This window comes from Gluconobacter roseus NBRC 3990 (assembly GCF_006538885.1).
Taxonomy (GTDB): domain Bacteria; phylum Pseudomonadota; class Alphaproteobacteria; order Acetobacterales; family Acetobacteraceae; genus Gluconobacter; species Gluconobacter roseus.
This window is the reverse complement of the sequence record NZ_BJLY01000002.1, coordinates 461,288-474,407: the sequence shown is the minus strand read 5'-3', so window position 1 is coordinate 474,407 and position 13,120 is coordinate 461,288. Positions and strand designations below refer to the sequence as shown.

Here is a 13,120-nt window from a genome sequence, read left to right as displayed (position 1 = left end):
GGGATAAGACAGAGGCATGACGACAGACCTGATTGATGTGCGCATCACGCGCCTGCCTCATTCCGAAGGCCTTCCCCTTCCCGCCTATGCCACTTCCGGTGCTGCAGGATTCGATTTTCTGGCCGCGGTAGACGCTCCCATGACGATCGCTCCGGGTGAGCGCGTTCTGGTGCCGACCGGGCTGTGCATCGCCCTGCCGCCCGCCTACGAGCTTCAGGTGCGTCCCCGCTCGGGTCTGGCCCTCAAGCATGGCATCACGCTGCCGAACTCACCTGGCACCATCGACGAAGACTATCGCGGCGAACTCCGCATCATCGTCATGAATGCGGGCACCGAACCCTTCACCGTCGAGCGTGGCACCCGGATCGCGCAGGGCGTACTGGCCCCTGTCTCCCGCCTGCGCTGGACGGAAGTCGAGACGCTGGACGAGACGGCGCGTGGCGAGGGCGGCTTTGGCAGCACCGGCCACTGATCCGACCGGTGACATGCAGAAAACACTTGAGCCTTCCAGATTTCTCTTTCTAACCTCTGACTCCCATCACGAGGAAGGATCGCGCGCATCATGACGGGCAGCCCGATGGCCATGCCCATGCGGATCATGCATCGCTGGCGACAGCGCATGAGCGGCATCGAGCTTTCGATCCTGTTCTGCGCGACGGCGCTGGCACTTCTTGTAGCGCATCGCGGCCCGGCCATGTCCGTCCTTGCCGCCGTTCCGCCGGGCCTGACGCCGCCCCTGTGGGAGGTGGCCGGTCTGACGCTTCTGCACATTGCCCTGTCGCTGGTGATCGTTGTGGGAACGTCCCTGCTCCTGTCGGGTGCGGCCTGTCAGTGGCCACGCTTCCGGGCCTTTCTGGTCCCTGCTCTTTCTGTGGCCCGTGCCATTCCGGGTCTTGGGCTGATCGGGATACTGGCCGCCATCTTCCCCCCTGACCTGACAATCATGCTGGTTGCGGCCTCAAGCATGATCTGGCGGATCGTAACCGCTGTTCTGGATGCTGAGGACACACTTCCTGCCGCGCTGGATGAGGTGGCAACGGGCCTGCGCATGACGGGCTGGCAGCGCTTCTGGCGCCTGCAGATGCCAATCGCCGTACCCCTGACAACATTCAGGGCCATGCAGGCAATGCCGGCCTTCTGGGTCCGACTGCTGTCTGCGGAAGGCGTGATGATGCCGATGAGCCACCAGACGACAGGCGGATGCGGCGCGGAAGTCCTGCGGGCGACGCTGGAGCATCATCCCGTCCGGATCATCGAAGTCTCCGTAGTCATCCTTCTGCTGATCCTCCTGCTCGATCAGGCCGTCATGCGTCCGATGGTCGGCTGGGCACAGCGCTATCGTCCCGAAGGCCCGTTCGAGGAGCGCTCACGTCCGCAGTCATGGCTGCTGATGATCTGGCGACGGACAAAACCCATGCTCTGGATCAGTGGCACCATAGGCCGCGCGCTTACATGGATCGGCAACTGGCGGATCGGGCGCCCCCGGATCATTCTTCCCGAACGCACCATGGCAATTCGGCAGCTTCCCGAAGCGGTCCTGCCTGTCGTTTCGCTGCTTCTGCTCGTCTATGCGATCTATCATGCCGGTCTTCTGCGGCTGCTTCCCTCGGACCTTGCCGAAGCTATGCTGACGCTCCTGCATGTCTGCGGAACGCTGGTCCTGTGCGTGCTGGTCTGGATTCCCTTGGGCCTTCTGATCAGCGAGAGCAGGTCGTCCCTGCGCAACCTGTGCCGCGCGGCTGTTGCGGCCTGCGGGCTGTTCCCGGCCGTCCTGCTTTATCCGCTCTGCCGGGAACTCGGGCTTAATTCTGCTGTCGTGCTGCTGTTCCTCGGCGCGCACTGGCTGATCGGGATCGTCGTTCTGGACGCGGCAAAAGCCATTCCTTCGGGCCTGAGACAGGTCGCGACAGGGCTTCGGCTGCGCGGTGTCCTGCTCTGGCGCCGCCTTCTGCTGCCGGCCATTGCGCCTGAACTGTGCGGTGGCCTTCTGACGGCCGTCGTGCCGGTCTGGAATGCCGTGATGGTGGCGGAGGCCTTCGTGCCTGCCGATAGCGGGCTGGGCGCGCGTCTGCTGTCCGAAGTGCTGAGTGGTGCTGTGAGCGCCCAGATCCTTGCCCTGATGCTGCTGACGCTTCTGTCCATGATGCTGGACCGGCTGGTCCTGCAACCCCTTGCCGTGAACGCGGCCCAGAAATACACGATCTGAACCCCAGGCTGAAATTCACAGACCCATGAAATCCCTTCTGTCCCTTCGCGAATGTCGCCAGACCTATCTCAAGGAGAGCAGCACGGATCTGGTCGTGCTCGACCATGTCAGCTTCGATGTGCGGACGGGAGAAATCCTTGGCCTTCTCGGGCGCTCCGGTTCGGGAAAATCCTCCCTGCTGCGGATCATGGCCGGACTGACGCCGCCGATGTCAGGACAGGTCTTCTGGCAGGGCGCTCCCGTGACAGGGCCTCTGGACGGTGTGGCGACGGTTTTTCAGTCCGGAGCACTCTTCCCCTGGCTGACCCTGCGGCAGAATGTGGCGCTGGGTCTGGAAATGCGCCGCCTGCCCCGTGCCGAGCGCGAGGCCATGACCGACGCCGCCATTGAGGTCATGGGGCTTGAAGGCTACGAGAACGCCTACCCAAAGGAACTGTCCGAAGCGCTCAGCCAGCGTGTCTCCTTCGCCCGTGCCCTTGCGCTTCAGCCGTCCCTGCTTCTGCTGGATGAGCCATTCTCGGCGCTGGATGTCCTAAGTGCCGAAAACCTGCGCACCGATCTGATCGAACTGTGGGATGAAAAGCGCCTGCCCCTCAAGGCCATGCTGCTTGCAACGCACGGGATCGAGGAAGCAGTCCTGATGTGCGACCGCATCCTCATTTTTTCCTCCAGCCCCGGCCGCGTAACACACGAGATCGCCGTCCCCTTTCCCCATCCGCGTAACCGTGAGGACGAAGATTTCCGCCGGTTCGTGGACCAAATCTACACCCTCATGACGCGCCGCGCGCCAATCGTGTCCGAGGCAGATCCGGTGCAGCCCTCCTCGGCCTCAGGCACGACACTTCCGCCCTTCTCCATCGTTCTGCCTGACCTAGCGGTCGAGGTTCTGGTCGGATTGATGGAAGTGCTGGGAAGCGAACCGCTTTCCGGCCGCGCGGATCTCCCCGAACTGGCGCAGCGGCTTCAAATGACGCTGGACGATCTGCTGCCTTTGGGTGAATCGCTCCAGCTGCTTGATCTGGCTGAACTGGAAGATGGCGACATCCTGCTCACACCCGATGGCAAGGCTTTCGTCGAGGGCGATTCCGATACCCGCAAGGATCTGATGCGCACGGCCCTGCTGCATCATCTTCCCCTGCTCCGCTCCATCCGCAGTACGCTGGATGAGCGGTCCAGCCATGTCGTTGATGCGGCGCGGTTCCGCAAGGCCATGGAAGAAAACATGTCTCCGGACTACGCGCGCCAGACCCTCACCACTGCCATCAGCTGGGCACGTTATGCCGAGCTGTTTGACTATGATGAGGAATCCGACCGCTTCCATCTGGAAAACGAGGAATAAGCCAGCTCACCGGCCTCAGGCGCAGGAGACGCGCTTCTCCGCAATGGCCTGCGTGAAGGCCTTCCAGTCCGCCTCGCTCTGCTTGGCGTAGAGCACGGCAAACTCGGTAATGGCTCGGGCAAAGGAATGGCCTTTCCCAAGATACCCGGCCAGCATCGCCAGATCCGCAGAGCGTCCATGCGCACGCCCAAGCGTCCGCCCACACAGGGCAGCGTAGTCCGGCAGAAGATTGTCCTGGATTTTCTCACCAATAGCGGCAAGACGAACGTCCTTGGTCTGGCGAACGTAGAAGTCCCGTCCGCCTCCGGCCTTGCGTCCCGTCTGTGCGGCGGTTCGCTTGCCCGTAGTATGCGTCCAGCCCAGGAACGGGTCCGAGGCTGCCTGCATGATGCGCTGCCCTGTTACAACCCGCTCACCATGATTGGGCATGTCCACCGCGCCTTGATAGGGCTCCAGCACCGAGGACTGGGCTTCCTTGATCTGCAGGATCAGCGGTTCGTTGTCAGCCGTGGTGAAAAGCCCGAGGGCACAGAATGTTCCCACGCTGCCGATGCCCACCACCTTGAACAGAACGTCCTGAAGGGCATAGCGGTCGAGCACGATCCTGCGTTCCGGAGGAAGCTGGCTGACATAACGGGCGAAGGCCGCGCGGACGAGATCGTTCTGCTGCGGCAGACGCGTGACAAAGGGCGGCCGTTCTTTCAGGCGCCGGGCGGATTTCGGATCAATCATCCCGAAATGACTGGAAATCGCCCGAAGCTGGGACTGGAGCTTTTCCGTCATGCCTGTCCGGATGTCGTCATCCTCGATCCGGCTGATGACGTCCCGCACATCCAGCCGCTCATTCCAGGCCCGCAGTGGCGGAAGTGCCGCAAGACGCGCAATTTCACCAACATAACTGCCAACAGCAGAGGTCACGAGGCCCTGACACGCCTTGTCCGACATGGATGCTTCACGGCCAGCCAGCACGAGGCTTGTAGCCAGACGCTTGAGATCCCATTCAAAAGTGGCCGGTGCGGTCTCGTCGAAATCGTTGATATCAAAAACAGGAATGCCTTCAGGCGACGGATAGCAGCCGAAATTGGCCAGATGGCAGTCCCCGCAGGACTGAACCTTAAGCCCGGTCTGCGGCGTGAAGGACAGGTCCGAAGCCATCACGGCCGCTGCGCCTCGCAGAAACGCGAACGGGGACGCTTTCATGCGTTGGTGCCGGATAGGCAGAAGGTCCGCAATCCGGCTTTTCCCCTGTTCGAGCAGGATTTCGACCGGGTCGCGCCGGTTGGCGGGAGGCAGCCAGAGGGCATGGCTGCTGCGTTTGATGGTCTTGCGCAGGGCCACACCCGCCTCATAGCGATCCTGACGGGTACGAAGGGGGGAAAATGTTCTGGCTTGGGTCATAATTTGTCACGATAGCGGAGAACGCTGCCGCGACAAAGTTTCCCGCTCCAGTGCGCGCCTTAGCCCGGATTCTTCAGGCGGTCCCGGTAGAGCTTCCGTGCCTTGGCGACCTTCGGGGCAACAACCGCGGCACAATAGGCCGTCTGCGGATTGCGGGCGAAGTAGTCGTGGTGCTTTTCCTCGGCTGGCCAGAAATGGGCCGGCCCTTCAATCGAGGTCACGATCGGATCAGGCCAGATGCCTTCCGCTGCGATTTCGTCACGGACCTTGCGGGCCGTTTCCTGCTGTGCGGCATCCGCGAAAATGATCGACCGGTACTGCGTGCCAACATCGTTGCCCTGACGGTTGAACTGCGTCGGATCATGCGTCGTAAAAAACACGCGCAGCACGTCTTCCAGTCCGATCTCGGCCGGATCGAACACGACTTTCACGACTTCGGCATGGCCCGTCCGGCCGGTGCAGACCTGTTCATAACTCGGGTTCTCAACGGAGCCACCGGCATAGCCCGGTTCCGCCGAGATAATGCCACGCAGACCGGTAAAGACGGCTTCCACGCACCAGAAGCAGCCGCCGCCAAGGAGAATGGACGACAGATTGGAGGACTGGGTCGTCATGATGATGCTCCGTTAAAAGGACAGCCTCCCCATATGGGAAGGCTGATCCAGTTTGACGAGTTGCCGGCCGGAATTACGGCGCCGGCGTTACTGTCGGCAGCCAGATGGCACTGGCATGGTCGCCACCACGATGGATGGTCTGGGTCGCGACGTGATAGTCCGAAGCCTTGGCGTCGAAGATGTTCGGCACGAAGGTCTGCGGGTTACGGTCATAGAGCGGGAACCAGCTCGACTGGATCTGGATCATGATCCGGTGGCCCTTCTGGAACACATGGTTCATGGCCGGAAGCGTGAAGCGGTATTCCTGCACCTGCCCTGCCGGAATGGCGGACGGATGCGTAAAGCTCTGCCGGTAACGTCCGCGGAAAATATCCATCGACATCGGCAGTTCATACCCGCCCATCTGCGGATTATCCGGCGTCAGACCAGGCTGGACGTCAATGATCTTGACGACCCAGTCCGCATCCGTCCCCGTGGTCGCGGCGAACAGATCCGCCGTCGGAACACCGGAAACCGTAACCGGAGCATCAAGCACGGGCGTTTCATAGGTCAGCACATCCGGGCGGCTTTCCGCGAAACGCTGGTCGGTCACAAGCCAGGCCTTCCAGCGCGGATCCTCGCCCATCATGTACGGACGCTGGACGAAAGGCACCGGATGGGCCGGGTCGGAGACATAGCTGTCGGTGCCAGGCAGCGTACGCTTGAAGGCCAGACCATGATCCGGCTGCAGATACAGGCGCTCACCCTTCTGCATGCAGGTCGTGGTGCAGTCACTCAGCCAGTTACGGAAGTGATCCCAGTGGTTCTCACCCGTATTATAGATGATGGCTTCATCAAAATGGGGATCGGGCGCGTTCTTCAGATAATGATCGAAGAACGGACGCATGACATTGGCGCGGTACCACAGGGCGGTGTCACCGTTGAAATGCAGTGGGCCAAGCGTGGAGCCATCATAATTCACGCCGCTATGACGCCACGGCCCCATGACGAGGATGTTCGGAACCTGCGTGTGATGCGCCTTCAGATTCATCCAGGAATGGATCGCACCCCACATGTCCTCCTGATCCCACAGCCCCTGCTCCCACATGGTCGGAACCTTGAGCGGCTTCTTCACGATCAGCTGGTCGAGCGCCTGATCCTGCCAGAAGGCATCATAGGCCGGATGGGCCTTCATGCGGCGCCACCAGGGGAACTGGTCCAGACCGGCTTTCGTTGCGAAATTGCCGGTTGAGACATCGGCAAGGAACGTCGTGTAATCATCCGCATCCGGGCGGGGAATGGACGCACCGGAGCCGGCCTGCGTCATCTGGGCGGTGAAGTAATCCAGACCCGGCTGGCGGAACGCGCCATAATGGAACCAGTCATCGCCCATCCAGCCATCAACCATCGGGCTCTCCGGAGAGGCCACCTTCAGGGCCGGATGCGGATCAAGCAGCGCCATGACCACGGTCCAGCCCTCATAGGACGATCCCGTCATGCCGACCTTGCCGTTGCTCTCGGGCAGGTTCTTCACCAGCCAGTCGATCGTGTCCCAGGCATCGGTTGTATCGTCCGTCTTGGTCGGGTTCAGCGGACCGATCGGCGGCCGCGTCATGACATAGTCGCCCTGTGAACCATACTTGCCGCGAACGTCCTGAAAGACGCGGATATAGCCTTCATCCACGAACACACCGTCACCCTGCGGCAGGATGGCGCGCATGGTCGAGGCATTGGGAACCCGGTTGGCGCGCTCGCTCGCATGATACGGTGTGCGGGTCAGAAGGATCGGGGCGTTCTTCGCGCCCTTGGGGATCACGATGACGGTATGCAGCTTGATCCCGTCACGCATCGGGATCATCACGTCGCGCTTGATATAGTCGCGCTGGTCGATCGGCATGTTGACATGGGCGGGAATGTCACTGCCCGTCTGGATCATGTCAGGTGTGACCGCAGGGCTGAATGCAGCAGGTTCGGCGGCCTGGGCTGCACACAGGCAGGTCACGGCCAGAGCGGTACCGAGGCTCAGAAAATGACGTCTCACAAAAAGCTCCTGATCTTTGTTGCGAGTTTGGACCGAACGGAGTCTTCGGGGCAAGGGGAGCCGGTGCGGCTTTTCACATCTTTCCCGCACTGGCTTCTGCGCGTCTGATTCGCTATGGATCAGGGCCTTCCCCTGTCATGAAAGTATCTTTCCATGCCTGCCTATCGCTCCCGCACCACCACACATGGCCGCAACATGGCTGGCGCACGTGCGCTCTGGCGGGCGACGGGCATGAAAGACGGCGATTTCGGCAAGCCCATTATCGCCATTGCCAATTCCTTCACGCAGTTCGTGCCTGGCCACGTCCATCTGAAGAACATGGGCAGTCTGGTGGCTTCCGCGATCGAGGAAGTCGGCGGAATTGCCAAGGAATTCAATACGATCGCAGTGGATGACGGCATCGCGATGGGCCACGGTGGAATGCTATATTCCCTGCCCTCGCGCGAGTTGATCGCGGATTCCGTGGAATACATGGTCAATGCGCACTGCGCTGACGCCATCGTCTGCATCAGCAACTGCGACAAAATCACGCCGGGCATGCTGATGGCCTCCATGCGCCTGAACATCCCCGTCGTGTTCGTCTCCGGAGGCCCGATGGAAGCCGGCAAGGTCAACGGTCCGGGTGTGACGCGCAAGCTGGACCTGATTGATTCCATGGTCGCGGCCGCCAACCCGGATGTGTCCGACAGCGAGTCCGAACAGATCGAGCGCTCCGCCTGCCCGACCTGCGGCTCCTGCTCGGGCATGTTCACCGCCAATTCCATGAACTGCCTGACCGAAGCTCTGGGCCTGTCCCTGCCCGGCAACGGCTCCCTGCTCGCTACCCACAGCGATCGCCGCGAACTGTTCCTGAGCGCAGGCCGCCGGATCGTGGATCTGGCACGCCGCTGGTACGAACAGGACGATGCGTCTGTCCTGCCCCGCAACATCGCCACGCGCGCGGCCTTCGAGAACGCCATGACGCTCGACATCGCCATGGGCGGTTCGACCAACACGGTCCTGCATCTTCTGGCGGCAGCCCGCGAAGGTGAAGTCGATTTCCACATGCACGACATCGACCGCCTGTCGCGCCGTGTGCCGAACCTGTGCAAGGTCGCACCGGCCAAGAATGACGTGCATATGGAAGACGTCCATCGCGCAGGCGGCATCCCCGCCATTCTGGGTGAACTGGATCGCGCCGGCCTGCTTGATACGAGCGTTTCAACCGTTCACACGCCGACGCTGGGCGATGCCCTGAAGAAGTGGGACATCCTCAACGGCGACGAAGAAGCTGCCCATCTGTTCAAGGCCGCTCCCGGAAACGTCCGGACCGTTCACGCCTTCTCGCAGTCTAGCCGCTACCACGAACTGGATCAGGACCGTGAAGCCGGCGTGCTGCGCGACAAAGCGAATGCGTTCTCGCAGGATGGCGGTCTGGCCGTACTGTACGGAAATCTCGCTGAGGACGGTGCCATCGTCAAAACAGCAGGCGTCGAAGCCAGCATCCTGACCTTCACGGGAACGGCACGCGTGTTCGAGAGCCAGGACGATGCCGTGGCAGCCATCTTGGGCAATCGCATCGTGGCCGGAGACGTCGTGGTCATCCGCTATGAAGGCCCCAAGGGCGGCCCCGGCATGCAGGAAATGCTCTATCCGACGAGCTATCTGAAATCGAAAGGTCTGGGCAAGGTCTGCGCCCTGATCACGGATGGCCGCTTCTCAGGCGGAAGCTCGGGCCTGTCCATCGGCCACATGTCCCCCGAGGCGGCCGAAGGCGGCCTGATCGGTCTGGTCGAGGACGGCGATCGCATCGAGATCGACATCCCGAACCGTACTCTGCACCTCGCCGTGTCAGATTCCGACATTGCCGACCGCCGCGAACGCATGAATGAGCGTGGCGCCAGCGCCTGGAAGCCGAACCGTGAGCGCGTGGTTTCAAAAGCTCTTCAGGCCTATGCCGTGATGACCACGAGCGCAGCCCATGGTGCCGTCCGCGATCTGTCGCAGATCATCGTGAAGACGCGGATCTGATCGCAGTCTCAATGGCGTCCTGCAATTCGGCGGACGCCAGCATTTTTGACGCCTCATGGCCGGTTGCCGGGACGAGCGTAATCGTCCAGCCAAAGGGAACATTCAGCTTTTCAGCCTGTTCCCGCGCCTGCGCATACGCCCACTGCCCCCGTTCAAGACGGTTGCGACCCTGCTCTGCGGCTGCAGGACTGTGATATGTGGCTGATGTCGTTTCAGTATCATCCGCGCCCAGAATCACCGCGATATTTCTTGCAAGATAACGTCTGAGGTCTGGAAGACTGGCCGGCTCCGGCCAGTTGCGAAAGCCGTAAGGAACGGCCGTATCCGTCTCGGGCTCGACATAGGTGGAAGGATTCATGATCACGGTCATGCTCTCCTCCCCCGGAGCATAGGCTGCGACACGCTCCAGATACTGCGCCCCGGCAGAATGTCCCACCAGGATGATCGGAACCCGCGGCTCGTCCGAAACGCTGCGCGTCCAGTGCTCCAGCGGCTTCATGTAGGATGCTGCCGGCACAGTCTGCCGTGAGACGGGATACCCCCCACGCTGATACTGCTGGACCGGAAAACGCGACATGGGAAAATCGGGAGCGAACACCAGACTGCATTCATGTCTGGCAAGCGGAATTGCGTCGTCGCGATAGGTCGCGCTGTCACGGTTTTTTCCGGCAAGCACGATCAGGATGGCCCGGATCTGACAGGATGCGGGCCTGAAAACCGCAACATCGAAATGCTCACCGGCAACGGTCACATTTTCAAGGCTGCGGCCTTCGGGCAAAATCCCGGCTTCAGCCGTCCCTGCCATGAGAGCAAGAACGGCGGCGCCGAGGCAGGCAGCCTTCAAATCAGGCAAGACGCCCCAGGGCTGCCTTGAGACGGGCCAGATCGCTCTGGAAAGCCACGAGACGTTCACGATTTTCTTCCACGACTTCCGGCTTGGCCCGGGCAACGAAATCCGCATTGTCCAGCTTGCGCGTCACCTTGAGGATCTCCCCTTCAATCCGGGAGGTTTCCTTGGCAAGGCGCGCCCGTTCCGCATCAAGGTCGATCAGACCTTCCAGCGGGATGAAAATGGTCGCTTCATCCAGAACGATCTGGGCGGCATTGCGCGGCGTATCCTCGCCAACAACACCAACTTCGGAAACCCGCGCCATGCGACCAATGGCTTCAGCCCAGGTCTTTGCACGTTCCAGATTTTCCGGTGCGGCATCACGCAGCAGAAGCGGCGCCTTCTGTGACGGCGGAATGTTCATTTCCGACCGCACCGTCCGAACCTCGCCAATCAGACGGATCACCCAGTCCAGCTCCGAACGGGCTTCATCCGCGGCAGGAACCGTCATTATTTCCGGCCAGCGGATCTCTTCGAATTTGCCCGGATAGCCAAGCTCCTGCCACAGAGTCGCCGTCACGAACGGAATAACCGGCTGCATCAGACGCAGGATCAGCCCCAGCACATGCGCGCTGACAGCCCGCAATTCCGCAGTTTCCTCGTTTTCCGCCGCAAAGACGGGCTTGGAGAACTCCACAAACCAGTCACAGAAACGGCTCCAGACGAACCGGTAGCAGCAATTGGCATATTCATCGAAACGATAGACCGAGAGAGCCCGCCCCGCTTCGGTAATGGCATCGTTCGCTTCCGTCAGGATCCACCGCCCAAGCGCGCTCTTGACGCTCGCGGGGTCGAAGCCTTCCGTCGGTTTGGCACCGTTCATTTCAAGGAAACGCGCGGCATTCCACAGCTTCGTGACGAAAGCCCGGTGTTCTTCAACACGCTTGCGCCCAAGCTTGATATCCCGTCCCGGCCCCGTGCCTGCACAAATCGCCAGACGCGTCGCATCCGCCCCGAACTCGGCCACAAGATCCAGCGGATCAAGACCGTTGCCCTTGGACTTGGACATTTTCTGCCCCTTCTCGTCCCGGACCAGCCCGTGAATCAGGACAGTCCGGAACGGAACATCATCCATGAAGTGCAGGCCCATCATCATCATCCGGGCAACCCAGAAGAAAATGATGTCAAAGCCCGTAACCAGCACGCTGGTCGGATAGTAACGGGCAAGCTCCTCCGTCCTGTCAGGCCAGCCAAGCGTCGTGAAGGGCCACAGCGCCGAGCTGAACCAGGTATCCAGAACGTCTTCATCCTGCGTAAGGCTTACGCCCTCGCCGGCCTGTGCCTGCGCATCCTGTTCATTCTCAGCGACATAGACCTTGCCGTCCGCGCCATACCAGGCCGGAATCCGGTGTCCCCACCAGAGCTGCCGGCTGATGCACCAGGGCTGGATATCGCGCATCCAGGCATGGAACGTGTTTTCCCACTGTCGCGGTTCAAAAGCGATCTTTCCGCTTTCGACCGCTTCCACAGCGGGGCCGGACAGGGTCTTGGCATCGCAGTACCACTGAAGCGTTAGGCGCGGCTCAACGATTGCACCGCCACGCTCCGCATGCGGCACCTGAAGCTTGTGCGGCTCGATCTTCTCCAGCCATTCCAGACGCTCAAGCTCGGCAACAACCTGCTTGCGCCCCTCTTCGCGGCTCAGTCCATTCAGGGATTCGACGAACGCAACCGAAGCCAGTCCTTTAACATCGCGCAGTTCAGGACGGATTTCCTCGATCCACAGGCAGGCTGTTTCATCAAGAACAGTCGGAGCCGGCAGGTCATGACGTTTGCCGACTTCAAAGTCATTGAAATCATGTGCCGGCGTGATCTTGACGGCGCCTGTGCCCTTTTCCGGATCGGAATGCAGATCGGCGACAACAGGAATTCGACGTCCCGTAAGCGGCAGGATCACGGTCTTGCCGATCATGTCGGCATAACGCTCATCCTCGGGATGCACGGCCACCGCGACATCGCCCAGCATAGTTTCCGGGCGTGTTGTGGCCACCGTGATGGTCCGGCCATCTTCCAGCGGATAGCGGATGTACCACATGGACCCCTTGGTCTCGTGGTTTTCCACCTCCAGGTCCGAAATGGCCGAACGGAACTTCGGATCCCAGTTCACCAGACGCCGGTCGCGGTAAATCAGGCCTTCATTGTAAAGGGTAACGAAAACCTTTCGGACAGCACGGGACAATCCGTCGTCCATCGTAAAGCGCTCACGCTCCCAGTCCGCCGAAGCACCGAGCTTGCGGAGCTGTTTGACGATCGTGCCGCCGTATTCCTGCTTCCAGTCCCAGACGCGTTCGAGAAAACCTTCGCGCCCCAGAGCGGTTCTGCTGGTGCCTTCTTTATCGAGAGCACGCTCGACGACCATCTGCGTGGCGATGCCCGCGTGATCCGTTCCGGGCTGCCAAAGGACATTGTATCCCTCCTGACGTTTCCAGCGAATCAGCATGTCCTGAAGGACAAAATTCAGGGAATGGCCAAGATGCAGCGTGCCCGTGACGTTCGGCGGCGGGAACATGATCGAAAAAGGCTCACCCGGCTGGTCAGGATGAGCCTGGAAAGCGCCGCTTTTCTCCCACGCATCGTAGAGGGCATTTTCGTGATCGACGGGGACGAAGCTTTTTTCGAGCATGGTTATCCAGGATAGTCAGAA

9 protein-coding genes are annotated in these 13,120 nt (G+C 61.1%); 4 read left to right on the top strand and 5 right to left on the bottom strand.

Annotation, left to right across the window (positions count from 1 at the left end):
- Positions 1-16: 16 nt before the first annotated feature.
- From dut to GRO01_RS06140, 3 genes are all read left to right on the top strand, one after another.
- Positions 17-472: a dUTP diphosphatase gene (gene dut / locus GRO01_RS06150; protein WP_062510309.1), complete on the top strand. Its 456-nt coding sequence runs from the start codon at positions 17-19 to the stop codon at positions 470-472.
- A 90-nt stretch (positions 473-562) separates the two neighbouring features.
- The gene (locus GRO01_RS06145) at positions 563-2,206 is read left to right on the top strand and encodes an ABC transporter permease subunit (RefSeq protein WP_062510311.1); all 1,644 of its coding nucleotides are present in this window, start codon (positions 563-565) and stop codon (positions 2,204-2,206) included.
- Positions 2,207-2,231: 25 nt separating this feature from the next.
- Entirely contained in the window at positions 2,232-3,545 is a 1,314-nt protein-coding gene (locus tag GRO01_RS06140) for an ABC transporter ATP-binding protein (RefSeq protein WP_062510313.1), read from the top strand.
- Between the two features lie 15 nt (positions 3,546-3,560).
- Here GRO01_RS06140 and GRO01_RS06135 read toward each other — a convergent pair whose 3' ends face one another.
- The 3 genes from GRO01_RS06135 to GRO01_RS06125 all read right to left on the bottom strand — a co-directional run bounded on the left by GRO01_RS06135 (position 3,561) and on the right by GRO01_RS06125 (position 7,577).
- The gene (locus GRO01_RS06135) at positions 3,561-4,943 is read right to left on the bottom strand and encodes a DUF2252 domain-containing protein (RefSeq protein WP_062510315.1); all 1,383 of its coding nucleotides are present in this window, start codon (positions 4,941-4,943) and stop codon (positions 3,561-3,563) included.
- Positions 4,944-5,002: 59 nt separating this feature from the next.
- Positions 5,003-5,557 carry a peptide-methionine (S)-S-oxide reductase MsrA gene (gene msrA / locus GRO01_RS06130; RefSeq protein ID WP_062510317.1) on the bottom strand — a complete coding sequence of 185 codons (555 nt, stop codon included), beginning with the start codon at positions 5,555-5,557 and terminating at the stop codon, positions 5,003-5,005.
- A gap of 73 nt (positions 5,558-5,630) precedes the next feature.
- Complete coding sequence (locus GRO01_RS06125; protein WP_141306881.1) at positions 5,631-7,577, bottom strand: CocE/NonD family hydrolase; 1,947 nt, start codon at positions 7,575-7,577, stop codon at positions 5,631-5,633.
- 153 nt (positions 7,578-7,730) lie between these two features.
- Between GRO01_RS06125 and ilvD the strand changes: the two genes are divergently transcribed.
- Positions 7,731-9,587, top strand: coding sequence for a dihydroxy-acid dehydratase (gene ilvD / locus GRO01_RS06120; RefSeq protein ID WP_062510321.1), 1,857 nt, complete (start codon positions 7,731-7,733; stop codon positions 9,585-9,587).
- On the opposite strand, the gene GRO01_RS06115 is transcribed toward ilvD, so the two are convergent.
- Together GRO01_RS06115 and GRO01_RS06110 are read right to left on the bottom strand one after the other, a co-directional pair.
- Positions 9,565-10,440 carry a hypothetical protein gene (locus GRO01_RS06115; RefSeq protein ID WP_083541391.1) on the bottom strand — a complete coding sequence of 292 codons (876 nt, stop codon included), beginning with the start codon at positions 10,438-10,440 and terminating at the stop codon, positions 9,565-9,567. The two genes, ilvD and GRO01_RS06115, sit on opposite strands and share 23 nt — an antisense overlap.
- A complete protein-coding gene (locus GRO01_RS06110; protein WP_062510323.1) occupies positions 10,433-13,099 on the bottom strand; it encodes a valine--tRNA ligase in 2,667 nt (888 codons plus the stop codon). Before GRO01_RS06110 ends, GRO01_RS06115 begins: the two co-directional genes overlap by 8 nt.
- Between the last annotated feature and the right edge of the window lie 21 nt (positions 13,100-13,120).

Excerpts from the sequence above, each read along its gene's own strand:
- dut (WP_062510309.1), top strand. The coding sequence starts at position 17 with ATGACGACAGACCTGATTGATGTGCGCATCACGCGCCTGCCTCATTCC.
- GRO01_RS06145 (WP_062510311.1), top strand. The coding sequence starts at position 563 with ATGACGGGCAGCCCGATGGCCATGCCCATGCGGATCATGCATCGCTGG.
- GRO01_RS06140 (WP_062510313.1), top strand. The coding sequence starts at position 2,232 with ATGAAATCCCTTCTGTCCCTTCGCGAATGTCGCCAGACCTATCTCAAG.
- GRO01_RS06135 (WP_062510315.1), bottom strand. The coding sequence starts at position 4,943 with ATGACCCAAGCCAGAACATTTTCCCCCCTTCGTACCCGTCAGGATCGC.
- msrA (WP_062510317.1), bottom strand. The coding sequence starts at position 5,557 with ATGACGACCCAGTCCTCCAATCTGTCGTCCATTCTCCTTGGCGGCGGC.
- ilvD (WP_062510321.1), top strand. The coding sequence starts at position 7,731 with ATGCCTGCCTATCGCTCCCGCACCACCACACATGGCCGCAACATGGCT.
- GRO01_RS06110 (WP_062510323.1), bottom strand. The coding sequence starts at position 13,099 with ATGCTCGAAAAAAGCTTCGTCCCCGTCGATCACGAAAATGCCCTCTAC.